Source organism: Sphingomonas sp. NFR04 (genome assembly GCF_900114095.1).
Taxonomy (GTDB): domain Bacteria; phylum Pseudomonadota; class Alphaproteobacteria; order Sphingomonadales; family Sphingomonadaceae; genus Sphingomonas.
The window spans coordinates 1-23,609 of the sequence record NZ_FORV01000012.1 but is presented as its reverse complement, the minus strand read 5'-3'; the positions used below and the strand labels follow the sequence as shown (position 1 = coordinate 23,609).

Below are 23,609 nucleotides of genomic sequence, written 5' to 3'. Positions count from 1 at the left end.
TTATACATGCGTATGGCGCAGGCATCTCCGCGGGCAATTTCGTCGGACCGAACGATCTGAAAAACCACGGGAAACGGGGCGCGGTGCGCCGCATTGGGGAGAGCCTGCCATGGAAACGATCGAGATGAACCGCCGCACCATGTTGTCGATGGCGGCCGCAGGCGCTGCGCTCGCGGCACCGGCTGTCGCACATGCAGGCGCTTCGGCGGCCGGCGCGCAAGCCCACAGGTCGCAGCCGCCATCGAAGCAGAATGCGGTATGGAATCACGACCAGGTCGCGTTGCTGATCATCGACTATCAGCCGGAAATGCTGGCGGCGATCCGATCGGAAACGCCGGCGGACATGATCCAGCTGAACACGATCTACATGATCCGCATCGCCAAGGCGCTCAACATCCCGATCGTGCTGACGTCGGTCGGCGTCGAACTCGGCGTCAACTCCCCCACCGCCCCGGCGATCGCCGCCGAGCTGCCCGGCGTGAAGGCGATTGACCGCGGGACGATGGACGCCTGGGAGCATCCGGGCTTTCTCGCCGCGGTGAAGGCTACCGGCAAGAAGCGGCTGATCTTCGCCGCGCTGTTCACCGAAGTCTGTCTGGCGTTTCCGGTCGTGGACGCGATCAAGGAAGGCTATGAGACGATGTTCGTCGAAGACATGGTCGGCGGCCAGTCGCCCGTTTCGCACAAGGCGGCGATCGCCCGGATCACGCAGGCCGGCTCGATCCCGAATTCGGTGCTGGGCCTCAGCGCCGAACTGTTCCGCGACTGGGGATCGCTCGAGGCCGAGAAGGCCAAGCCGATCATCATCTGGTATCTGACCGAGCTCAAGAAGCGCAACCTGCGATAAGCCGGGCGCGCCGCCGAAAATTCCCGCTGGAGTATGATAATGGCGGAAAAGGCTTCAGTCACGGTGGACGACAAACGGCCCGGACCGCTGGCCAACCCCCTATTCCGGGCGTTGTGGATCGCCAGCATCGCGTCGAACGTCGGCACCTGGATGCAGGACGCGGGCTCGGGCTGGCTGATGACGTCGCTCACCTCCAGCCCGCTTCTCGTCGCCTTGATCCAGGCGGCGACGACGCTGCCGATCTTCGTCTTCGCGCTGCCGGCCGGTGCGCTCGCCGATATGGTCGATCGGCGGAAGCTGCTGATCCTGTCCCAGATCCTCGCCGTCGGTGCTGCCGCTGCTCTGGCCGTGCTGACCTGGGCCGGGCTCACCGACGCGCTGACGCTGCTCTGCATCGAAGCGACGCTCGGCTTCGCTGCGGGCCTCAGCGGTCCGGCTTTCCAGGCGATCACGCCCGAACTGGTGGATCGGGACATCATGCCGCGCGCGATCGCGCTCAACAGCATCGGCGTGAACATCGCGCGGACGATCGGGCCTGCGCTGGGCGGCCTGACGATCGCCGCCTTCGGCCCGGCGGCGGTGTTCGCGGCGAACGCGATGCTCACTGCGAGCGTCGCCATGGTCCTTTTCCGGTGGGACCGCCGTGTCACGCCCTCGAAGCTCCCGCCGGAGCATTTCGTAAGCGCCATGCTGGCCGGCCTCCGCTATGTGCGCGGCGCACCGCTGCTCAGGGCCGTGCTGGTCCGGACCTTCGTGTTGTTCCTGTTCGCCAGTGCCTTGCTGGCGCTGCTGCCGCTCATCGGTCGGCGGACGCTCGGGCTGCGCGCGGACCAATATGGGCTGCTGCTCGGCGCAATGGGGATCGGCGCGCTGGCCGCGGCGTTCGTCATGAAGCGCCTTCTGGCGGGCATCACGCCCGATCGGCTCCTGACCGCCTCTGCGGCGGTTCTGGGCGCGGCGATGCTCGGCCTGGCCTTTTCGCGCAGCCTGCTGCCGGCGCTCGGCGCGATGGCGGTGGCGGGTGCCGCGTGGATCATCATCGTGTCGACGTTGAACGGCGCCGCCCAGAGCGCGACGGCGGGCTGGGTCCGCGCGCGGTCGCTGGCCATCTATCTCGTCTTCTTCCAGGGCGCGCTGGCGGCCGGGGCGCTGCTATGGGGCAGCCTGGCATCCTATACCGGCACCGCGCTCGCAATCGCTGCCGCCGCGCTGGGCCTGCTTGCGTCGCTGCCGCTGGCATGGATCTTCCCGCTGGCCGGCCGCATGGATCTGGAGCCATCGCTGGACTGGCAGATGCCGGTGGTGCGGCTCGACGATCCGGCGGACCGGGGGCCGGTGATGATCACGGTCGAATATCGCATCGATCCTGAGCAGCGCGGCGCCTTCGCGGACGCGATGCGCCTGCTCGAGCGTGCACGCCGCCGCGACGGCGCCTATCAATGGGGCTTGTTCGAAGACACGAGTGCGCCCGGCACCATGGTCGAATATTTCCTGGTCGCAAGCTGGCTGGAACATCTGCGCCAGCACGAGCGGCGCACCCAGGACGATGTGCCGGTCCAGGCGAGAGTCACGGCATTTCACCGCGACGCCGATCCACCGCGCGTGCGTCACCTGATCGCGCCGGGCCGCACCTTGGCGGCGCACCTGCCGCTCTCAGCGGCGTCGACGTGCCCAGTTGGCGGGTGACTGGCCGATGTGTCGGGAAAAGGCCCGGGTGAAGTGACTCTGGTCGGCAAAGCCGGAAAGCAGGGCGATCTCCGCGATCGAATGCTCGTCGCCGCGCAGCAGCTTCTGTGCGCGATCGAGCCGGCGGTCCATGCGCCATTCGCTGGGCGTCTTGCCGGTCGCCAGCCTGAATGCCCTCGAGAAATGGCTGGGCGAAAGATCGCATCGGCGGGCGATCTCTGCCAGCGCCACGGGGTTCTCGAGACTCTCCAGAATCGCTTCCTGCGCGTGCCGGAGCTGGGCGCCGGACAGCGCCCCGCGCATGCCGGGCGACGGCATCCGCATCTCGCCATATGTCACCGCGACATGGGTCAGCAGCGCCATGAGCAGATGGTCGAAGACCAGATTGTCCACCTCGCCCCCGGCCGCAATCGACTGGGCGATGGCGGCCTGCATGCCGTCCATGATCGGATCGCGCCAGTCCCACGCCTGGGGGACGCGCAAATCCTTGGGCGCGCCGGTGCCGATCTGCTCCGCCAGTGTGTCGAGGGCACTGCGCGGGATGGCGATGTTCATCGTGTCGAACGACGAGTGGAAGCGGGCGTTGCCGCTGGGCCGCAGGTCCATGATGTGCATCGAGCCGCGCGGCAGATCGGGTACGTTGATATGCCCCTCGTCCGACCAGAACTCGTGCGACGGGAGCGGATCGAACAGGTAGATGAGGGAGAAGCTTTCCTGCGGCGCCGCATGGATTTCCGCATCGGGACCCAGGGTCGCGCCGCGCGTGTGGCTGGCGACCAGCGTCGCCGACCCGATCGTCGTCGACCGGGCTTCGTCATGATCCTTGTAGATATCGACCGCGGCGGATCGCTTCATCGTCCCTTCGACCTCCTAATCGCCGTGTTTTGGTCCGCCACCGCACGGCTGCCGGCGCGGAGCAATGAAACATATAGGGGGCCACCGGCATAATGGCGCAGCAACCCGATCTGGATGTCTTTGCGGAGCACCCCCGGCGGCTGGTGAGCAGCCTGTCCGGTGCGATGGTAACCGTCAGCCATGTCTCTTCCCAGCACTATGATCCCGACGCGCTTTTCGGCGCCGCGCCGGAGGACGGCTTCGCGCTGGTATACCGACTGGCCGACATGCCCGCCCATGATTTCTGGAACGACGACGGCTATTCGCGCGTGGCGCCTACCGCAAAGGGAACGCTGCAGATCGTCGACCTGGCGGGCGGGGCGAACAGCCGCTTCGAGAGCGGTTTCGACAATCTGCATGTCAGCATCCCGCGCCAGGCGCTGGCGGCGCTTGCGGAGCAGGCCGGCGCAGCGCCCGTCCGGACGCTGGCGGTGCCCGACCCCTGGGAGACCCGCGACCCGATGTTCGCTGCCCTGACCACCAGCTTCCTTCGCGCGCTCCACCATCCCGACGCGGTGGCGCCGCTGGTCTCCGATCACCTGCTGCAGGCGATGCTGGCCCATGTCGCGGCGGCCTATGGCGGCATGCGGCGCCTGTCGCCCGACCCGCGCGGCGGGCTCGACCCGCGGCAGCTGGCCCGGGCCAAGGAACTGCTCTCCGCCGACCTGACTGCAACGCCGTCGATGGCCGATGTCGCGCGCGAGATCGGCACGCTGCCGAGCCACTTCTCGCGCGGGTTCAAGGTCGCGACGGGCGTGTCGCCCAGCGCCTGGCTGCTGCGCTACCGCGTCGAGCAGGCGATGATCCTCTTGCGCGCGTCGGACCTGCCGCTGGTGGACATCGCGATACGCAGCGGCTTTTCCGACCAGAGTCATTTTACCAGAACCTTCACCAAATGGGCCGGGGTCGCGCCCGGCGCCTGGCGCAGGCGGGCGCGCTAAGCTTGCCGCGGGCTTGCCGGCGGCCTTACCCGGCCGCTTGCACCGTCGCTGCGGGATAATCGGTGTAGCCCTCGCTCCCCTGCGTGAACCACGTCGCCACGTCGCCCGGCGCCAGCGGCGTGCCGTCGCGCACCCGATGGACGAAATCGGGGTTCGAGATGAAGGGCCGGCCGAACGTCACCGCATCACCGGTGCCGGCGTCGAGTGCGGCCTGCGCCTGCGCCGCATCGAAGTCCGAGTTGAGCAGCAGCGGGCCGTTGAAATGGGGGCGCAGCTGGTCGGCGAGGGGAGCGGTTTCCCCGACGCCGAACGATCCATGGACCGGCGGCTCGCGCAGCTCGACATGGCCGATGCCGAGTCCTGACAGCATCTCCAGCGCGGCGGTGAACAGCGGGAGCGGATCGCTGTCGCGCACGCCCTGCGTCTCGCCATTGGGCGAGAGGCGAACGCCGGTGCGATCGGCGCCGATTGCGTCCGCTACCGCGACCGTCGCTTCGCGCAGCAGGCGGAGGCGGTTCGGGATCGAGCCGCCATAGGCATCGTCGCGATGGTTGGCGCTGTCGCGGAGGAATTGATCGATCAGATAGCCGTTGGCGGCGTGGATCTGCGCGCCGTCAAAGCCTGCTTCGATGGCGTTCCGCGCGCTATGATGGAAATCGCCGAGGATCCGCGGGATCTCGTCCAGCCGCAGCGGCGCCGCTTCGTCATAGGGCTGGCGGCCGTCATAGGTATGGGCGTGGCCGGGGGCGGTCGTCGCCGAGGCGGACACCGGCGGCTGGCCGCCCAGAAAGCTCGAATGCACCGCGCGGCCCATGTGCCAGAGCTGCACCATGATCCTGCCGCCGGCATCATGCACGGCATCGGTGATCTTGCGCCATCCGGCGATCTGTTCCGGTGTCCACAGCCCGGTCGCATAGGGCCAGCCGAGCCCCTCGCGGCTGATGCCGACTGCCTCGGTGAGGATGAGCCCGGCGTCCGCACGTGCACGGTAATAGTCGACCATGATCTCGGTGGGGACGTGGTCCCGCGTTCCGCGCGCGCGGGTCATGGGCGCCATGAAGATCCGGTTGGGGGCAGTGATCGCGCCGAGCTGGAGCGGGTCGAACAGGGAGGGCATGGCGGGCGTCCTTACAGGGGGTAACATTGGCGGCGACGCGGTTCGGCGTCGGCAAAGGCGATCCGGGTCATTCCTTGCGAAGCTCGCCGACCTTCGCGGCGGTCAGCGTCGAGCGTGTGCCGCCGTACCGGTGGGTGACGTAGTTCACGACCGCGGCGATCTCCGTGTCGGAATAGCTTGCGCGGAAGCTGGGCATGTAGCGGCGGGGCTGGTCCGGGCGGCCCATGCCGTTCAGCACCATCAGCGCGGCGTTGGCGGCGGTGCGATCGTTGACCGCGCGGTTGCCGGCCAGCTGAGCCTCGCCGACCAGCGCGCCGGTACCGTTCCAGGCGTGGCAGCCGCCGCAGGCGCTGGCGAAGATCTGCGCGCCGGGCGTGCCGAGGGCCGCGTCGGCAACGGCCGGTCCGCTCGCGGTCTTGGCGATCGCCACCGCCGCAGAGGACGGGCGTGCCGGGATCGAGCGCAGATAGGTGACCATCGCCGCGATGTCGCTGTCGGTCAGCTTGCTGGTGCTGCGCTCCACCGCCTCGGCCATCGGCCCGGACGCGACGCCGTGCCCTTTCGCATAGCCCTGCTTCATATAGCTGGCGAGCTGCTCGGGCGACCATCCGCCGATCCCGTGCGCCACGTCCGAGGTGATGTTGTACGCGTTCCAGCCCTCCGCGACGCCGCCGGCGAATTTCTCGCGCATGTTCATTGCCTGGGCGAGCGTGCGGGGGGTGTGGCACTCGCCGCAATGGCCGGCAGCCTCGACCAGATAGGCGCCGCGATTCCATACGGCGCTGCGCTCCGCCACCGGCCGGAACGGCTCGCCGGGAACGAAGAATGCCGACCAGAATCCCATCAGCCAGCGCTGGTTGTAGGGGAAGGTGAAGCTGTTCGGCAGGTTCGCCTGCTTCACGGCCGGTACCGTCGCCAGATAGCGTCGGATCAGCCGCACATCGCCATCGCTCATCAGCGCATAGGAGGCGTAGGGGAAGGCCGGATAGAGCCGCGAGCCATCGCGCGAAATGCCCTGGTGCATGGCACGCAGAAACTGCGCATCGGTCCAGGAGCCGATGCCCGTTTCCCGGTCTGGCGTGATGTTGGGGGCGTAGAGCGTGCCGAAGGGCAGGCGGAACGCGCGACCGCCGGCATAGGGCTGCCCGCCCTTGGCGGTGTGGCACGCTACGCAATCGGCCGCCGACGCGAGATAGCGGCCCTTGGTCAGGTCGTCCGCGCCGGCCAGTTCGGGCGGTACGCCGACTGGAGATGCGCCCCGATAGGCAGATAGCGACACCTGCGTGCCACCCGCGAACGCCAGCGGCGCCGGCAGGACCAGCATTCGCCAAGCAATCACGGCGAGTACGACTGCCGCAGCGCCGAGGAAGACGAAGATATTGCGTCGCGTGCCCGTCGTCATCTTGGCGTTGTCCCTGGCTGATTTCCTGGGGCGTCGATCCACGCAACGCCCTGCTCCGGGGGTGCTACGCGGGTCGGGGCGATCGCTCGATTATACGCGCGGGTTAGTGGGGCTCGTGCGCGTATGATTGTGAGCACCCCCGAAAAGGCCGGACAAGAACCGTGATTTCGGGACGGTGGCGCAGCCTCGCGTCTCGGCGACGGAGGTGACGATCAGATGGTGCATTTCGAAGTGAACGGGCAGCCGGCATCCGTCGACGTCGATCCGGAGACGCCGCTGCTCTGGGTGCTGCGCGAGGATCTGGGCCTCACCGGTACGAAATATGGCTGCGGCATCACCGAGTGCGGCGCCTGCACGGTCCATGTCGATGGCGAGGCGAAGCGGTGCTGCATGCTCCCCGTCGGCGAGGTCGAGGGCCGCCATGTCACCACCATCGAGGGACTTGGCGCGAAGGGCCTGCACCCGGTGCAGCGGCTGTGGCTGGAGCACCAGGTGCCGCAATGCGGCTATTGCCAGTCGGGCATGATCATGGCCGCCGCGGCATTGCTCGCCGCCAACCCGCATCCGAACGACGACGAGATGCTCGCCGCGATGACCAATATCTGCCGGTGCGGCACCTATCCCCGCGTCCGCGCGGCACTGGACGAGGCCCGCCGGCCTGGGGCGAAGGCGGCATGAGCGCGCTCGCACCCTCCCGGCGCGGCTTCCTCGGCGCGGCGCTGGCCGCGATCCCGGGCGCCTATTTGCTCAGCTTCACCACGCCTGCCGTCGGCAAGGCAGGATCGGACGTGCTGGTGACGCACTTCCTCCAGATCACCCCCGCGGACGAGATCATCCTCACCTCGCCGGTCGCCGAGATCGGGCAGGGCACGTCGACCGCCTATGCGATGCTGGTCGGCGATGCGCTGGATGCCGACTGGAGCCGCATCCGCATCGAACTCGCGCCGGTGGGCGAGGAATATAACAACCCGCGCTTCTTCTCCCAGCTGACGGGGTCCAGCACGGGCACCTCGTCGTTCCACCAGGCCTTCACCAAGGCCGGCGCGACCGCGCGGACCATGCTGCTCCAGGCCGCCGCGCGGCGCTGGCACGTCGATTCCGCGGCGGTGACCACCGACAATGGTGTCGTGATCGGCCCGCAGGCGGAGCAACGCCTCCGCTATGGCGAACTGGCGGCAATTGCTGCCCGGCTGCCCGAGCCCAAGGCCCTGATCGAGCGGACCGACACCCGGCCGCGCTATGCGACCAAGCGGATGATCCGCCTCGATCTGCCGCAAAAGGTCGATGGGTCCGCGCAATTTGCGATCGATCTGCGGATGCCGGGCATGCTCAGCGCCGCAGTGGTCACCGCGCCGGTGTTCGGCGGTGCGCTGGCGTCGGATCGCCGCGCCGAAGTGCTCAAAATGCCTGGGGTCCAGGGCGTGGTCGACCTGCCTGGCGGCCTCGCCGTGGTCGCCGATCGTTGGTGGACCGCGCGGCGGGCGCTCGAAACGCTCGAACCCGTCTGGGCCGCGACGCCGCACGACAAGGCGGACGATGCGGCGATCCGCGCGCAGTTCGACCGCGCGCTCGCGACGCCCGGCGTCGTGGCCGAAGAGGTGCGCGGCAAGGGCATGGCCGGGCTCCGCGATGCCGAGAAGGTCTTCACCCAGCGCTATGCCGTGCCCTATCTCGCGCACACCACGATGGAGCCGATGGCCTGCGTGGCGAAGGTGCAGGGCGGAACATGCGATTTCTGGATGGGATCGCAGCAGCCGCAAAAGGCGCGGGACACGATCGCGTCCCTGCTCGGCCTGCCCAAGGAGGCGGTGACCTACCACCCGCTGATTGCCGGCGGCGGTTTCGGACGGCGGCAGGAGACCGACGTTGTCGAGCAGACCGTACGGATCGCCAGGGCGTTTCCGGGGCGGCCGATCAAGCTGATCTGGACGCGCGAGGAAGATGTGCGCCACGATTTTTATCGGCCGGCGGGCGTCTCCGAACTGTCGGCGGGCGTGCGCGGGCGCACGATCGAAACCTATGTCCACAAGCAGGCGACGCCGTCGATCCTGCCGCGCATGTATCCCGCCGCGATGAAGACCTATGACGAGGTCGTCACCGATGCGATCCAGTCGCCCTATGGCTTCCCCAATCGGGAAACCCGCTGGGTGCGCAGCGAGACGCATGTGCCCACTGGCATGTGGCGATCAGTCGGCGCCTCGCACACGGTGTTCGCGATCGAAAGCTTCGTCGACGAGGTCGCCCATGAAATCGGCGCGGACCCGGTCGAGATCCGCCGCGGACTGCTGCGGAACGCACCGCGCGAACTCGCCGCGCTGAACCGGGTGGTCGAGATTTCGGGCTGGCCGGGCACGGGCGGCGGCTCCGCGATGGGCCTGGCGATCAGCCACAAGCGCGACGACTGCCTTACCGCGCAGGTGGCGCAGGTCGCCATCCGCGACGGCCGGCTCGCCGTCGAGCAGCTGTGGACGGTGTCCAACCCGGGCAAGGTGATCAATCGCGATGCCGTCGTCGCCCAGCTGGAAGGCGCGGCGATTTGGGGGCTGACGGCTGCGCTGTACGGCCGGGTGACGATCGCCGGCGGCGCCGTGCAGGAGAGCAACTTCCACGATTACCGCATGGTGCGCCTCGCCGACGCGCCGATCTTCCACACCGAGGTGCAGGAATCCGGCGACATGGAAGGGGTTGGGGAAGGCGGCGCGCCCAATGTCGCGCCGGCCGTGTGCAACGCGATTTTCCGTCTCACCGGAAAGCGCATCCGCACGCTTCCGATCCTCGAACAATTCGCATGATCCGCCCGCTGCGTCGGGCGCACCCGTCGGACTTACCCGCGCCTGCGATCAGGCGATTCAGGAGCAAACCCATGAAGTTTTTACCGCGTGCTATCCCCCTTTTCGTTGGAGCCATGATCATGACCGAGCCCGCCTTCGCGCAGGACGTCGCCACCGACCCGCATCTCGATCCGGCCGTCCGCGCCTATCTCATCGAGGTGAACAAGAATCCCAGCCCGACGCCGCTCTGGGAACTGCCGCAGCCTCAGCCGCAGGACGCGATCACCGGCCTGCAGAACAAGACGCCGGTCGACATGTCCGGCGTGACGATTACGGAGCGCACGATCAGCCAGAACGGCGTGTCGGTAAAGCTCTTCATCATGAAGCCGGAGCATGTCGCGGGCACCCCCGGCGTGCTGTTCTTCATCCATGGCGGGGTGTGGATCGTCGGCAATTTCGCCAACCATCAGCGGCTGCTGCGCGACATGGTGGTGGATTCCGGGCAGATCGGCGTCTTCGTCGAATATACGCCGCTGCCCAAGGCCAAATTCCCGACCCAGCTCGACGAATCCTATGCGGCACTTCAGTGGGTTGCGGCGCATGCCGGCGAGCTGGGCGCCGATGGCAACCGGATCGCGGTGGCCGGCAACTCGGTCGGCGGCAACATGGCCGCGGCGCTGTCGCTGATGACCAAGGACCGCAAGGGTCCGAAGATCGCCTATCAGGTGCTGCTGATTCCGGCGACCGATGCCAGCGTCGACACCGAAAGCTACAAGCAGTTCGCCAATGATCGCTTCCTCGCCCGCGCGTTCATGAAATATGGCTGGGACCTCTATGCGCCCGACGCCAAGACCCGCGACAACCCCTATGTATCGCCGCTGCGCGCCAGTCTCGAGGCGATGAAGGGCCTGCCGCCGGCGCTGGTCATCACCGCGGAGAATGACCCGCTGCGCGACGAGGGCGAGGCCTATGCCCGCAAGCTCAAGGAAGCCGGTGTGGTCGTGACGGCCGTGCGCTACAACGGCACGATCCACGATTTCGTGCTGCTCAACGGCTTGCGCCACGTGCCGTCGACCGAGGCGGCGCTGCAACAGATTGGCGAGGGCATTCGCCAGCACATCGGGAAATAAAAGGGGTGGATGCGGCCGGCTGGATGCCGGCCGCACCGGCTCAGTCGGCGTCGGGCCGGGCGCGATGCTGGGGCACGTCCAGTGCCTTGGTCCAGACCAGCCGGCGCTTGGTGAAGATCTCCATGAGCGGGGGCGTGATCCGCTCCGGATGATCGAGCGCCCCGAGCATCACGAAGATGGTTCCGGGAAAGCCTTCGAGCTGATCGGTGTACACGCGCGCGCCGCATTCCGGGCAGAATCGCCGCCGCAGCTTGTTGCCGGTGTCCGCGACATAGCCGAAGCCGTTGGGATTACCGCTGAGCAGCGTGAAGTCCGCTTCCGGTACCGAGAAATAAGTTGCCATCACACCGCCGGAAGATTTCTGGCAGTCAAGGCAGTAACAGTCTGCGACAAACGTCGGGTCCGTATCGAACGCGAACCGGACAGAACCGCAGGCACATTGTCCCGTATATTTTGATGGCATTTCCTGATCTCCTTGGCTGGGTACGTAATTTCGTAGCCAGACTGTAGAAGCAGGTGCGGATCGGTGGCAGTGTCAGCTATTATACACGCGTATGAATGCCGACCCGCTGGTGCGTGCATGCGTGTCGTGATTGGCACGTTCGTGCAGTATCAGGACCTGACTGATGATTTTCTGAGCGATTGCCGGCCTTTAGCGTCGCTGAGGGTCGTCCTGCCGCGCGCAGAGCAAATGCGAACAATTGTTGAAAATGCGTTCAAGGCTGGCGACGCGCAACGCGTTAATTTCCGTAATGTTCCACCGGAGATTGACGCGTGAACCTGTCGCTTATTCGGCCACTGAACCCACAATGTACGAGCCACTGATGGCGATGGTCGGTGACGTTCAGGACAATCGCGTGCTGGCCAAAGGTCTGGATCAGCCTGAGGGACCGGCGATACTGCCGAATGGCGACCTCCTTCTGGTCGAAATGGGGGAGGCGCGCGCCTGCGTCACCCGGGTCGATCGCAATGGCGGGCACATGCCGTTCGCCAGGCCGGGCGGCCGTCCGACGGGGCTGGCGATCGACGGGGACGGATGCATCTGGGCGGCCGGCGGGACCGGCAATTCGCTGGTCCGGCTGTCGCCCACCGGCGAGCTGCTCCTAACCATCGCCGGCGATGAGCATGGGCCGTTCCTCTTCCCGAACGATCTGGCCTTCGGTCCCGACGGCATGCTCTACATGACCGATTCCGGCATGATCCCCGGCGACCTCATCCAGGGTCTCGTCATCCGACCCGACTTCGCCGATGCCCCCTATGACGGACGCGTCTTCCAGATCGATCCACGCGCGGGGCGCGTGACGCGCCGGCTGGCGACCGGTTTGCGGTTTGCCAACGGCGTCGCCTTTGGGAGCGATGGCGCGCTCTACTATAACGAGACGCTGACCAGCGTGATCTACCGGCAGGAACCTGGCCGAGAGGCGACGCCCTTCGCCCGGCTCGACCGGCAGGCGGCGCCCGATCGCTTTGCCGGGCCCGACGGGATGGCGTTCGACGCGGCCGGGCGGCTCTACTGCGCGGTTTATGGCGAGGGACGGGTGGCGGTGCTGGACCCGAGCGGGAAGGCGATGCCGTCGATCCGCACCAATGGCGATCGCCCGACCAATGTCGCGTTTGCGCGTGAAGGCACTGCGTTGTTCATCACCGAAGTGCAGCATGGGGCGGTCGAAGTCGTGTCCGCCGACGATGTCGGGCTCGCGCTCCACCAGCCGCTGATCTCCACCTCGGAAAAGGGCTGTGCGCATGGCCTGTGACACCCTGCACTGGGGCGACGAGATCCGCCAGGCGACGACCGACGCGATCCCCGCGCTGGTATCGTTCTTCGATGCGGATCACATCTGCCGCTACGCGAACGATCACCATTTGTCGTGGTATGGACGCCCCGCAGAGAGCCTGGTCGGCCTGCACATGCGCGAGTTTCTGGGCGACGCCGCCTATACAGAGCGTCTCCCGTTCCTCGACCGCGTGGCACGCGGCGAGCAGGTATCGTTCCAGGCGCCGGTGCCGCACCGTTTCGGCGGCTGGCGCGAGGCGGCGATTCGCTATGTCCCGCGCATGGGGCCGGGCGGGTTCGAAGGCTTTCACACCCTGGTCTTCGATCTCTCGCGCGAGCAGAGCCGGTTTCACAGCGTGTTCGACGGCACCGCCGTCGGCTTCTGGGAGATCGATCTCACGGCAATGCGGGCGATGCTCGAGCAGATTTCGCCGGACCCCAGCCAGGTTGCCGCACTGGCCGCGTCGGACCCCATGCTCGTGCGACGCTGCCTGGCGCTTACCCCGGTCCTCGGCCTCAATGCGAAGGCAGGGCAGATGTTCAGGGTCGATCGTTCGGCGGCGGTCGGGCGTCCGCTCGGAGACTGGGTGCCGGATGCTGGCATCGCGGCGTGGAACGCGAATCTGATCGCCTATCTGAACGGCGAGGACAGCTACGAGGCCGAGACGGTGATGCGGCGGGAGGACGGCACCATGGTGGACGTCCTCCTCAGCTGCGCCTTTCCCAAGCAGCGCGAGGCCGAGGTTCTCGTCACCGTCGGCGTCGTCGACATCAGCAGCAGGGTCAGCAAGGAGCAGGAACTTGCCCGCGTCCAGGCGCATCTGGCGCACGCCGCGCGCGTCGCGACGCTCGGCGAACTGATGGCATCGATCGCGCACGAGGTGAACCAGCCGCTGGCGGCGATCCTCGCCAATGGCAACGCGGCGGTTCGCTGGCTGCGCCGCGACGAACCCGATATCGATGAGGCACTGGCCGCGCTGGGGCGCATGATCAGCGAAGGCGCGCGCGCATCCGAAGTGATTGCCCGCACCCGCAAGATGGCAATCCGCGGCGAGCAGACCCGGGCGCCGCTGGCGATCGCCGAGATGATCGAGGATGCGGTCCAGATCACCCAGCGCCAGGTGTCCTCGCTCGGAGGGACGCTGGCCACGCGGTTCGCGCCCGACCTCCCGGAGATCCTGGGCGACCGCGTCCAGCTGCAGCAGGTCCTCATCAACCTGATCGTCAATGCGGCGCAGGCGATGGCCTCGGGCGAGGTGGATCGGCGCGACATCCTGGTGCAGGCGTCGCCGGCGCCCCACGGCGTGCTGATCGAGGTGTCCGATACCGGCCCGGGGCTCGGCACGGTCGGGGGCGAGCAGCTGTTCGAGGCCTTTTACTCGACCAAGTCGGACGGCATGGGCATGGGTCTTTCGATCGCGCGAACGATCGTGCGGGCGCATGGCGGCACGATCGCCGCCGAGTCCCCTGCCGAAGGCGGCACACACTTCCAGATCACACTGCCGGTGACCTGCCCGCGGGAGTGAGCGGCATGAAGCGTCCGGCTGCGTAGCGGCCGGCTTTTGCCGAAGGCCGCCGGCGCTGTGCCGGCGGCCCAGGGCTTAGCTGTTGATGAAGTCCAGCACGTCTTGGTTGAACGCATCCGGGGTCAATTGCGCAAGGCCGTGGCTGCCGCCCGGATAGGTCTTGAGCACGCCGTTCGGCACCAGCTTGATCGTCTTGTAGGCGGCGGCGGCGATCGGCACGATCTGGTCGTCCTCGCCATGCGCCACCAGCGTCGGCACATCCATCTTCTTCAGGTCTTCGGAAAAGTCGGTTTCCGAGAACTGCTCGATACAGTCATAGGCGGCCTTCACGCCGGCCATCACGCCCTGCAGCTCGAACGTGTCTTTCAGGCCCGGCGCCTGCTTGGCACCCTCGCGGTTGAAACCGTAGAACGCCATCGACAGCTCCTTGAAGAAGCTCGCCCGGTCCGTCAGCGTCCCCTCGCGGATCGAATCGAACACCTCGCGCGGCGTGCCTTCCGGGTTCGACTCGCTCTTGAGCATGATCGGGGGAACGGCGCTCAGCAGCACCGCCTTCTTCACCCGCGACGTGCCGTGCCGGCCGATATAGCGCGCCACTTCGCCGCCGCCGGTCGAATGCCCGATCATCACGATGTCCTTGAGGTCGAGCTGTTCGATGAGCTCGGCCAGATCATCGGCATATCGGTCCATGTTGTTGCCGTCCCAGGTCTGGTCCGAACGCCCGTGACCGCGGCGATCATGCGCGATGACGCGGAAGCCGCGGCTGCCGAAGAACATCATCTGGCGGTCCCAGGCGTCGCTCGACAGCGGCCAGCCGTGCGAGAAGGTGATCGGCTGGCCGGAGCCCCAATCCCGGTAGAAGATGTTGGTGCCATCCTTGGTCGTGATCGTGCTCATGCTGTCCTCCGCAAAACGGGCGGGGAGCGTCCCGCCGACCCTGAACTTCTAGCGTTTGCGCGGTGTGGTGATGCTTCGACCCGCGTATCAAGCGCAGAGACGAAGAGGTGCGCGGACCATACGCGCGTCTGAGTTGTGCGGCACGGACGCAGGCTGATGCGCTTCATGCCGTGCCCGACCGGCCGAACCGGTCCAGGATCGCGTTTGCTTCCGGTCACCCCGCTCGAAGCTTCACAACCGCCTGATCTGCTTCCGGTAATGCACGGATCAGCCTCGCGTATGATTCCAGGACCGCACGGTCCCATGCGATCGATCTCTCGCGAACCGGCGATCTCCGGGACATTCGAGGACGACGAGTTTGAAGCAACAACCGCTGATATCCATCGTCGATGACGACGAGGGCATCCGCTCCTCCCTGGATGGATTGATGCGGAGCCTGGGCTATCGCGTTGCCGTGTTCGAAAGCGCTGAACGCTTCCTGGAGTCGGAACTGGCCAGGGACAGCAAATGCGTCGTGAGCGATATCCAGATGCCGGGCGGTATGAGCGGCCTGGAGCTGCTTTCCAAAGTTCGCGGCAGCGACAGCATCGTTCCCGTGATCCTGATCTCCGCCTTCACGACCGCCGAAGCGCGGGAAGAGGCCGATCGTGCTGGCGCCTATTGCACGCTGCGCAAGCCGTTCGACGGCGACGATCTTGCGCGGTGTGTCGACCGGGCGCTTTCTTCGCAGGCGTAGCCGTCAGCTGGCGAAATAGGCGTACCAGGCGACCAGCAACACCATCCGCGGCGCGAAGGCGGAGCGCGCGACGGTGGCGATCAGGCCGGCGATGATCGCGGCGCCCGCGCCGGTCGCAAGGGCGAGAAGGAGCGACGCTGTCGAGGCCCAGATTGCTGCATGCGGCAAGGCCATCAGCAACGCCCAGGCGGCACCGGCCACGACGAACGCCGCGCGCCGCAACGTGGGAGAGGTCGGCATGGTCGCGGTGAGACGCTGCAGCCCGGGCGCTTCATCCCGGCCCGCCTGCGCGCTGAGCGCGAAGACGAGGAGCAGCAACGCCGCGGGGCTGCCGATATGGCGATACTCCGAAGCAAGTCCGAGCGCGGCGGCACCGATGGCCAGGAAGGGGAAGGCCACTCCGTGCCCGATCAGGCGGAATTGGGAAAGGAACACGGCCACCGATGCCGAACGTTCGGGTCCGGCGGGAACGGTGGTGGCGGGCACCGCTACCGTGCGACGCAGCCAGCGCGGCGCGGCGCGGGATCGCGGGCGCCGATGCGATATGCGCGCGGGCCGGTCGATCAGTCCGGCGAAGAGTGCGGTGACCAGCCCGATTGCCAGCCATGCGAGGCGGGCACCGACATAACCCGGCGCGTGCAGGCCGGCATCGACATCCAGCGGCACCCGACCGGGCAGCACCGGACCGCCTCCGACGGCGAAGTCCGTCGCGAACAGTGCGCCGCTGCCGATGATCGGGCGGATGTAACCGCCCGGATCGCGCAGGTTCACCGCGAAACTCGACGGGGCTGCCCCCATCGTCGAGGGCATCGCCAGAATGGCGAACCAGCAGCAGAACGCGAGCACGTCGCCGAGCGCGCCGCGCGTTGCGGGCACCGCGTTGAGCACGTGGCGGAGCGCGACCAGGCAGACCAGGCTCGGCCCCGCGATCAACCAGACCGCCAGGGTGAGCCGGCCCGGATCGACCGGCCCCTGCTGGGCGCGCCATGCCAGGATCCCCCCGGCGAGCGTCGCGACCGCCAGTGCGCCGAGCAGCACGACGCAATCGGCGCCGAAGCGGCCGAGCACCATGGCGATGCGCGGGGTGGGTGACACGTCCTCCACTTGCCAGGGGCGGCGGCGGGTGACGTTCGATCGCAGGTAGAGAAATCCGATCGGTAGCAACATGGTCGATGCCACCACGCCGATGGTGACGCCCACCGCGCCCCAGGTCATCGACAGAAGATGCTGCCGGAGCGCGATATGGACGGCCGAGCCTACCACCAGATACCGTGCGGCGATCGGCACGACGAGCAGGAGGAGCCACAACCCGCGGCTCCGCCCGTAGCGACGCAGCTCGTCCGCGAACACCGCCCGCGCCGCTCTCATAGCGCGCGCACCTCACCGCCCTCGACATGGAGCGTGGTGATCGCGGCGTCGTCGAGGCCTTCCGCGAGATGCGTCGTCATGATCACGACGGCGGCCTGGGCACGCTCGTGGATCAGCCCCATCACGCGCTCGATACTGGCGGCGTCGAGTTCCGCCGTCGGCTCGTCGAGAGCGAGCAGGCGCGGCGCTCCGAGCAGGGCCTGGGCCAGCACGAGGCGCCGCCGCATGCCGCCCGAATAGGTCGAGATCCGGCCATCGAGATCCGAAGCCAGCCCCAGCCGCTCGCCCAGATAGCTTAGCTGTCCGTTACTCGCAGCGTGATCCAGCCCCTTCAGCGCGGCCATGTGCAGGCCGAACTCTCGCCCGGTCAGCTCCTCGGGCAAGTCGACGGCCTGGGGCGCATAGCCGAGCTGGGCGCGCAGCGTTCGCCGCGCGGCGGGGAGGGCGTTTCCGTCCCAGCGGAGGGTGCCGCGCGTCGGCCGCTCGGCGGTGGCGATGAGGCGCAGCAGCGTCGATTTGCCCGCACCGCTCGGCCCGACCAGCAGGGTCAGGCCGGCGGCGAAGGTCCAGTCGACCTGCCCGAGGACGGTCTTGCGCCCATAGCGCTTGGAAACGGCGTCCAGAGTCAGGCTTGGCAACGCGGTATTCCCCCTGTCGTCGGCATTATCGGGCTTGAACCTGCACGATCCGGCCATCTTCTTCCAGGATCACCAGATAGCGCACGGGGGCCGTGGCCGGCGCCTGGAGGATCTGCCGGATCGGCCCCGTCGCGTTGACGATCGCGCCGCCGGCCGGGTTGGTCATGAACCGGGCGAGCGCCTGATGGGGGCCGGAACCGTCCGCCTTGTCGGACAATGCAAGCACATATGCGTGCTTCGGCTGGAGGCCGGTAGCCGCCGCCTGCACGATCTGCGTCAGCCCCTGGTCGAACAGCGTCACGCTGGTCGCAGGCTTGCCATCGGCAACCGCCTTCAAGGTCAGGCTGGTGGTCTCGCCCGCCGTGCCGAGGGGCTGCAGCGTCGCGGTGTCCGCGCCGCCGCGTGCGGCATTGGGGATATAGGCGATCGCCTGGGGCGCCTGCCCGATCGGAATATTGGCGATGACCTTGTTGGTAGCGGTGTCGATCGCTGCCAGCTGGTCGGCATTCTCCAGGCCGACATAGATCCTGCTACCGTCGCCCGAAGGCCAGACGCCATGGGGCAGTGCGCCGACCGGGATCACCGCCTTCTCCTCGAAGCTGTCGGTGGTGAAGACGCGGACCTTGTTCTCGCCGCCGATCGTCACATAGGCGCGCAGGCCGGCCTTGGTCTTCGCGAAGTTGACATGGTTGGTGATGGGGCCCGTGTCCATCACCTTCAGGACAGCGAAAGGCGGCCGGGCGTCGATCACGACGGTGCGGCCGACATCCTTCAGCGTGAACCACACCTGCTTGCCGTCGGGCGTCGCCGCGATATTGGGGCAGAAGGGGCTCGGCTGGGCGACGGTGCCCACCCGCTTGCGGCTCTTCGTCTCGAAAATGGCGAGCTCGGGATTGAACGACGAGCAGACATAAGCAAGCCGACCATCGGGCGAGAAGATCGTCATGCCCGGGCCGCCCGGCGTCTTCACCCGGTCCTTCTCGGCGAAGGTCCTGGCGTCGAGCACCGAGACGTAATCCTCGCCGCGGACGGTGACCCAGACCTCGGACCCGTCCGGCGTGAAGAACGCTTCGTGCGGGCTGCGGCCGACATAGGTAGTGTGCTTGACGGTGTTGGTCGCCGTGTCGATGAAGCTGACCGCGTTGGAGCCGATCGAGACGATCGCGAGCGTCTGGCCGTCGGGCGAGAAGCCCATGCCGTGCACCAGCACCTGCCCCTTGTAGAGCGGCGACATGTTCATCGGCTGCGGATCGCCGAGCTTGATCACGCCCAGCAGCCTGTTCGTCGACGGATCGACGACCGAGACGGTGTTGGAGAATTGCTCGGCGGCGTAGACACGGTCGTGGCCGCTGACGGGCACATCGGGGGCTGCCCAGGGCGCCTGTTGCGCGGAGGCCGGTGCCGCCCAGCTCGCCACGGACGCGAGCAGCGTGGCGGAGGCGAGCGCCAGGCGGCGATGGAAACGGATCATTGGGAGGGATCTCCGTGATGCAGGGGATGGGGGGCGGCGCCGTCCGGCGGGATCGTGGTGGGGGCGGGCGCCGATGGAGGGAGCGGTCGGCCGATCGCGATGCGCATGGCGGCGATCTCCTGCTGCTGCTCGATGATAATCTCCTGCGCGATGCGCCGGAGCTGCGGGTTGCGTCCGTAGCGAAGTTCGGAAACCGCCATGTCGATTGCACCTTGATGATGCGGCTCCATCATCGCGACGAAATCCTTGTCGACATCGCCGGTGGGCGCCGCATCCATCCCGCGCATCATGCGGTCCATCGCGGCGTGCACCTCCTGCTGGAACGCGGTGGCCGCCTCGTTTGCCGCCGCACCGGCGGCGCTGGCGGAGAGCAAGGCTGCCACCAGCAGCACGCCGCGCAGGCGCTTTCGGGTGGATGCGCCGGTATCGCGCTGCGCGGCAGATTGCTTCGCTATCATGGGGACTTACCTAGAGCACGGCGACCGCGCGGTTGAGTATACGCGCGTATGTCGATGCTACGCGCGGGGGCGTTCCCGGGTCACCAGGATGTCGTCGGCTGGCCGACGAGCCTCTCGCTCAAGGCCCAGAGGCGTGTGGCGAGATCGGCATCGGCAGCCCAGGTGCGCACGCCGTCCTTGCGCGGATCGTCGGGCTCGCGCAGCGGCGCCACGTTGCAATCCTCGCAATAGACACCGCCGAGATCCGCCAGGAGCGGGCTGGTCGCGCACCACAGCGCCGTCGCTGCCCCCTGCTGTACGGTCTTCAGGTCGTTGAGAGGGTCGATGCGGATCTCGCCCTTTTCGTCCATCGCGCCGAACGCGCGGACCTGCTCTGGGGAAAGATGCCGCGCGAGATCGGTCAGGATCGAACCCGGATGGACCGAGAAGGCCCGGACGCCAGCGGCGCGCGCGCGGCGATCCAGTTCGACGGCGAACAGGGCATCGGCGGTCTTGGACTGGCCATAGGCAAGCCACGGATCATAGGGGCGTTCCACGAAGTTCGGATCGTTGAAATCGACACCGGCAAGCCGGTGCGCGCGCGAGGAAAGCGAAACCACCCGGGCGGAGCCTGCGGCTTTGAGTGCGGGACCAAGCCGGTCCGTCAGATGAAAGGGTGCCAGATGGTTGATCGCCAGCTGGCTCTCATTGCCGCGGCTGTCCCGCCCAATCGGCGCGGCCATGATGCCGGCGCTATGGATCAGGCAGTCCAGGGGGCGCCGCGCGTCCAGAAATGCATCGGCGAAGCGATCGATCGAGCTTAGATCCATGAGCTCGATCTGGGCGATTTCGATATTCTCCACACCCGCAAGCGCCGCCTGCGCCTTTTCCGGCGATCGGGCGGGAACGATCACCTGCGCGCCGGCGGCGGCCAGCGCTCGGGTCATCTGGAGCCCGAGGCCGGAAGCTCCGCCGGTGACGATGGCGGTACGCCCCGTCAGATCGATGTCCCGAAGGACCTCGTCGGCGGTCGAAAAGGCGTTGAAAGGCGATGCAAGGGGACTTTGTCTGAACATGATTGCTCTCCGGGGTTGCGCAGCATATCGGCGAGCCGGTGCGGACGTGGAATGGGCAAGCGTCCGAGAAACTGTAGAGATCGTCCATGATCGATGTCTTGTCGTCTGTTCTGGCGCTGGCGAACGCCAAAGGCCGTGTCTCGGGGCGGCTGCGCGCGGGTGGAGACTGGGCCGTGCGGCTGCCGGCGCCGGAGATCCCGAAGTTCAATGCGGTGATCGAAGGAAGCTGCTGGCTGGAGACCAGCGCGCTGGAAGCACCGGTACGGCTCGATCGAGGCGATGCCTTCCTGCTCCAGGACGGCCAATCCTATGTGCTCTCGAGTGACCCGGCGCTGGTGCCGGTGGACGCGCGGCGCATCTTCGATGCGGCGGTCGACGGCATCGCGACTGCGGGGGATGGCGAAGGGACTTTCCTGGTTGGCGGGCAGATCGAGCTGGATGCGCGGATGGGTTCTTTCCTGCTCGACCAGCTGCCACGCGTCTTGATCCTGCGTGCCGGCGCGGCGGATAGTGGAAATCTCGGCTGGGCGCTGCAGGCGCTGGCGCAGGAGCTTGGTTCGAGCGAGCCGGGTCAATCGCTGTTGGCGGAGCATCTGGCGCAGATGGTCGTGATCCTGATGATCCGCGGCTATCATGGCGCCGGCGGAACCGCATTCCCCGGCTGGCTGCGTGGGCTGGCGGACGATCGCATCGGGCGTGCGCTGCGTGCCGTGCACCGCGATCCCGCGCGCGGCTGGACCGTCGAACTGCTCGCGGGCGAGGCCGGGATGTCGCGCTCCAGCTTCGCCGACCGCTTTGCCAGGCTCGTCGGCTGTACGCCGATCGCCTATGCCACCGATTGGCGGCTCCAGCGCGCCGCCGGGCATCTCGCGTCCGGTAGGTCCTCCGTCGCGACGATCGCAGCCGATAGCGGTTATGGGTCCGAAAGCGCGTTCGGCTTCGCGTTCCGGCGCCGTTTCGGTACGACGCCGGCCCGCTTCCAGCGCGAAGCGCGGCAGCGGCGCGAAGGCACTATCGCCCAGCTGTCGGCGCCCGCCTGATCGGGTGCGGGGTCGCCGGCAGGCTCAGCACCATCGCTGCGGCCGGGCTACCCGTCGAGGTTCAGCGCGTTGATGATCGTGATGAAATCGGCGAGCGTCTTGGCACCGAGCTTGCGCATCGCATTGCCGCGGTGGATCTTCACCGTGATTTCGCTGAGACCGAGATCGAACGCGATCTGCTTGTTCATCTTGCCCTTGGCGACGCGCACCGTGACTTCCTTCTCGCGGGTGCTGAGCGTGTCTGCGCGCCGTCGGAGATCCTCCTGCTGGCGGCGGCCCTCGCGCTCCCTGGCGTCTCGCGCCAGCGCCGCGGCGACGGCATCGAGCATGTCCTGCTCCCGAAAGGGCTTCGCCAGGAAGTCGACGGCGCCGGCCTTCATGCCGCGAACGCTCATCGGAATGTCGCCATGCCCGGTCATGAGGATCACCGGCATGGTGATCCCCGCCGTCGCCAGCTTCTCCTGAAAATCGAGGCCGCTCAGGCCGGGCAGCCGGACGTCCAGGACGAGGCAACCGGCATTGGCCGTGAGGCCGGACTCCATGAACTCCGCCGCAGATCGGAACTGATGTGTCTGGTATCCGACCGATCGAAACAGCGCGTCCAGGCCAACCCGCAATCCGTCGTCATCGTCGACGATGAAAACGGTCTGCATGTCCGACGCCGGTGGGTTCTGCGCTGTTGCCATAACCCGATAAGCGTGACGTGCCGCCGCAAGCCCGTCAACGGCCCCTATATCGATGGATGAGACCGGCCCCACGCGGCGGATCGACGGACCGTCCGGGACGGCGTCTGTTTGCTAATCTATCAACAATATCAATGTCCTAATCCAATCCTGCAGGGTCCTTCTCGCGTATACGCGCGTATACTTAAAGCCGCCTTCCGCACGAGGCATGCCTCGGCGATGAACGCGTTCGATCCCCTCGCCGCAACCGCGCAGTATCTGCACATGATCGATCCTGTGCGGGAGGCGCGGGCGATCGCCTATACGCAAGGCTCGCACTGGCTGCTGCTGTGGGGCTGGCTTCTGTCGGTCGCGATCGATCTCGTCATCCTGCGCTCGGGACTGCTCGTCCGATTGCGAGACCGGATTCAGCGGAACAAGCCGCGGCCCAATCTGGCGGCGTTCGCGTGCGTGACGGTCTTCATTCTGAGTGCGGCGGTCCTCCGCCTGCCATGGTCGATCTATGCCGATTGGGCGCGGGAGCGTTCATACGGCCTGTCGAGCCAGGATATGGCGGGATGGTTGACCCAGAATGTCACGACGACCATTTTCACGTCCATCCTCGGTGGTCTGGTCGCCATCGCGATCTATGCGCTGATGCGGCGGACGGGGCCTCGCTGGTGGATCTGGTCCAGCGCGGTGTGTGCCGTGCTTGCGTTCCTCGCCCTCGCGGTCGCGCCCTTGCTGTTCCTGGGCGTGTTCAACGATACGCGGCCGGCGCCTGCCGGTCCGGTCCGAAGGGCGATCGAGGGTGTCGCCCAGGAGGCCGGCATGCCGGCGAGCAAGATCGTCGTGTTCAATGGCTCGAAGCAGTCGAACAACTACACGGCGAGCGTCGTCGGCGGCCCGGGTTTCGCTACCATCGTGCTCAGCGACACAATGCTTACGGGCGAGGTGGACCAAAGCGAGATCCGCGCCGTCGTCGCGCACGAGATCGGGCACTATAAGCACAATCACCTGCTGATCCTGGCCGCGGTCGTCGCGGTGTTGGCGGGGGCCGGATTGTGGCTTGTCGACCGCATGCTGGGGGCCGTGCCGCGGAGCCGGGATCGTCAGTCACCCCTGGTCCAGGATCCCGCCGCGATACCGCTCGCGCATCTGGTGTTCATCACCTTCACGCTGCTGACGACGCCGAT

At 67.2% G+C, this 23,609-nt stretch carries 23 protein-coding genes; 12 read left to right on the top strand and 11 right to left on the bottom strand.

The features are described 5' to 3' along the window. Positions 1–109 precede the first annotated feature (109 nt). Together BM009_RS21790 and BM009_RS21785 are read left to right on the top strand one after the other, a co-directional pair. Positions 110–847, top strand: coding sequence for an isochorismatase family protein (locus tag BM009_RS21790; protein ID WP_093299718.1), 738 nt, complete (start codon positions 110–112; stop codon positions 845–847). A gap of 63 nt (positions 848–910) precedes the next feature. After that, a complete protein-coding gene (locus tag BM009_RS21785) occupies positions 911–2,533 on the top strand; it encodes an MFS transporter (RefSeq protein ID WP_254772413.1) in 1,623 nt (540 codons plus the stop codon). Here the strand turns inward: BM009_RS21785 and BM009_RS21780 are convergent. Beyond that, a complete protein-coding gene (locus BM009_RS21780; protein ID WP_093299713.1) occupies positions 2,501–3,388 on the bottom strand; it encodes an AraC family transcriptional regulator in 888 nt (295 codons plus the stop codon). The two genes, BM009_RS21785 and BM009_RS21780, sit on opposite strands and share 33 nt — an antisense overlap. 92 nt (positions 3,389–3,480) lie before the next feature. On the opposite strand from BM009_RS21780, the gene BM009_RS21775 reads away from it, so the two are divergent. Beyond that, positions 3,481–4,368: a helix-turn-helix transcriptional regulator gene (locus BM009_RS21775; protein WP_093299711.1), complete on the top strand. Its 888-nt coding sequence runs from the start codon at positions 3,481–3,483 to the stop codon at positions 4,366–4,368. Between the two features lie 25 nt (positions 4,369–4,393). Here the strand turns inward: BM009_RS21775 and BM009_RS21770 are convergent, their stop codons facing one another. Together BM009_RS21770 and BM009_RS21765 are read right to left on the bottom strand one after the other, a co-directional pair. After that, positions 4,394–5,485 carry an alkene reductase gene (locus BM009_RS21770; RefSeq protein WP_093299709.1) on the bottom strand — a complete coding sequence of 364 codons (1,092 nt, stop codon included), beginning with the start codon at positions 5,483–5,485 and terminating at the stop codon, positions 4,394–4,396. A gap of 67 nt (positions 5,486–5,552) precedes the next feature. Then, positions 5,553–6,887 (bottom strand): c-type cytochrome, encoded by a 1,335-nt coding sequence (locus tag BM009_RS21765; RefSeq protein ID WP_093299707.1) that lies wholly within the window; start codon positions 6,885–6,887, stop codon positions 5,553–5,555. Between the two features lie 216 nt (positions 6,888–7,103). On the opposite strand from BM009_RS21765, the gene BM009_RS21760 reads away from it, so the two are divergent. From BM009_RS21760 to BM009_RS21750, 3 genes are all read left to right on the top strand, one after another. Further along, positions 7,104–7,565: a (2Fe-2S)-binding protein gene (locus tag BM009_RS21760; RefSeq protein WP_093299704.1), complete on the top strand. Its 462-nt coding sequence runs from the start codon at positions 7,104–7,106 to the stop codon at positions 7,563–7,565. Continuing rightward, a complete protein-coding gene (locus tag BM009_RS21755; protein WP_093299702.1) occupies positions 7,562–9,679 on the top strand; it encodes a xanthine dehydrogenase family protein molybdopterin-binding subunit in 2,118 nt (705 codons plus the stop codon). The genes BM009_RS21760 and BM009_RS21755 overlap by 4 nt, the downstream gene beginning before the upstream one ends. 119 nt (positions 9,680–9,798) lie before the next feature. Next, on the top strand, positions 9,799–10,788 hold the full coding sequence (locus BM009_RS21750; RefSeq protein ID WP_217644256.1) for an alpha/beta hydrolase: 990 nt from the start codon (positions 9,799–9,801) through the stop codon (positions 10,786–10,788). A 40-nt stretch (positions 10,789–10,828) separates the two neighbouring features. Here the strand turns inward: BM009_RS21750 and BM009_RS21745 are convergent, their stop codons facing one another. Continuing rightward, a complete protein-coding gene (locus BM009_RS21745) occupies positions 10,829–11,251 on the bottom strand; it encodes a GFA family protein (RefSeq protein ID WP_093299696.1) in 423 nt (140 codons plus the stop codon). A gap of 117 nt (positions 11,252–11,368) precedes the next feature. On the opposite strand from BM009_RS21745, the gene BM009_RS22440 reads away from it, so the two are divergent. Genes BM009_RS22440 through BM009_RS21735 form a run of 3 tightly spaced genes read left to right on the top strand, consistent with a single transcriptional unit; the run spans position 11,369 to position 14,088 of the window. Beyond that, entirely contained in the window at positions 11,369–11,566 is a 198-nt protein-coding gene (locus BM009_RS22440) for a hypothetical protein (protein WP_139216714.1), read from the top strand. 31 nt (positions 11,567–11,597) lie between these two features. Continuing rightward, complete coding sequence (locus BM009_RS21740; protein WP_217644254.1) at positions 11,598–12,542, top strand: SMP-30/gluconolactonase/LRE family protein; 945 nt, start codon at positions 11,598–11,600, stop codon at positions 12,540–12,542. Then, positions 12,532–14,088: a PAS domain-containing sensor histidine kinase gene (locus tag BM009_RS21735; RefSeq protein WP_093299693.1), complete on the top strand. Its 1,557-nt coding sequence runs from the start codon at positions 12,532–12,534 to the stop codon at positions 14,086–14,088. Before BM009_RS21740 ends, BM009_RS21735 begins: the two co-directional genes overlap by 11 nt. Positions 14,089–14,163: 75 nt before the next feature. Here the strand turns inward: BM009_RS21735 and BM009_RS21730 are convergent, their stop codons facing one another. Next, positions 14,164–14,985 carry an alpha/beta fold hydrolase gene (locus BM009_RS21730; RefSeq protein ID WP_093299690.1) on the bottom strand — a complete coding sequence of 274 codons (822 nt, stop codon included), beginning with the start codon at positions 14,983–14,985 and terminating at the stop codon, positions 14,164–14,166. Between the two features lie 358 nt (positions 14,986–15,343). Here BM009_RS21730 and BM009_RS21725 point away from each other — a divergent pair, with 358 nt between their 5' ends. After that, positions 15,344–15,721: a response regulator transcription factor gene (locus BM009_RS21725; RefSeq protein ID WP_093299687.1), complete on the top strand. Its 378-nt coding sequence runs from the start codon at positions 15,344–15,346 to the stop codon at positions 15,719–15,721. Between the two features lie 3 nt (positions 15,722–15,724). Here the strand turns inward: BM009_RS21725 and BM009_RS21720 are convergent, their stop codons facing one another. The 5 genes from BM009_RS21720 to BM009_RS21700 all read right to left on the bottom strand — a co-directional run bounded on the left by BM009_RS21720 (position 15,725) and on the right by BM009_RS21700 (position 20,711). Beyond that, positions 15,725–17,071 carry a hypothetical protein gene (locus tag BM009_RS21720; RefSeq protein WP_254772411.1) on the bottom strand — a complete coding sequence of 449 codons (1,347 nt, stop codon included), beginning with the start codon at positions 17,069–17,071 and terminating at the stop codon, positions 15,725–15,727. A 14-nt stretch (positions 17,072–17,085) separates the two neighbouring features. Beyond that, the gene (locus tag BM009_RS21715) at positions 17,086–17,727 is read right to left on the bottom strand and encodes an ATP-binding cassette domain-containing protein (RefSeq protein WP_254772410.1); all 642 of its coding nucleotides are present in this window, start codon (positions 17,725–17,727) and stop codon (positions 17,086–17,088) included. Between the two features lie 25 nt (positions 17,728–17,752). Beyond that, positions 17,753–19,198 carry a YncE family protein gene (locus tag BM009_RS21710; RefSeq protein WP_093299679.1) on the bottom strand — a complete coding sequence of 482 codons (1,446 nt, stop codon included), beginning with the start codon at positions 19,196–19,198 and terminating at the stop codon, positions 17,753–17,755. Beyond that, the gene (locus tag BM009_RS21705) at positions 19,195–19,590 is read right to left on the bottom strand and encodes a DUF305 domain-containing protein (protein ID WP_254772409.1); all 396 of its coding nucleotides are present in this window, start codon (positions 19,588–19,590) and stop codon (positions 19,195–19,197) included. The genes BM009_RS21710 and BM009_RS21705 overlap by 4 nt, the downstream gene beginning before the upstream one ends. A 146-nt stretch (positions 19,591–19,736) precedes the next feature. Beyond that, positions 19,737–20,711, bottom strand: a complete 975-nt coding sequence (locus BM009_RS21700) for an oxidoreductase (RefSeq protein ID WP_093299673.1) — start codon at positions 20,709–20,711, stop codon at positions 19,737–19,739. A gap of 86 nt (positions 20,712–20,797) precedes the next feature. On the opposite strand from BM009_RS21700, the gene BM009_RS21695 reads away from it, so the two are divergent. Continuing rightward, on the top strand, positions 20,798–21,751 hold the full coding sequence (locus BM009_RS21695; RefSeq protein ID WP_093299670.1) for an AraC family transcriptional regulator: 954 nt from the start codon (positions 20,798–20,800) through the stop codon (positions 21,749–21,751). A 47-nt stretch (positions 21,752–21,798) separates the two neighbouring features. Here BM009_RS21695 and BM009_RS21690 read toward each other — a convergent pair whose 3' ends face one another. Beyond that, complete coding sequence (locus BM009_RS21690) at positions 21,799–22,404, bottom strand: response regulator transcription factor (protein WP_254772408.1); 606 nt, start codon at positions 22,402–22,404, stop codon at positions 21,799–21,801. Positions 22,405–22,653: 249 nt separating this feature from the next. Here BM009_RS21690 and BM009_RS21685 point away from each other — a divergent pair. Then, positions 22,654–23,609: M48 family metalloprotease (locus BM009_RS21685; RefSeq protein WP_093299664.1), on the top strand; the 956-nt coding region annotated here is incomplete at its 3' end.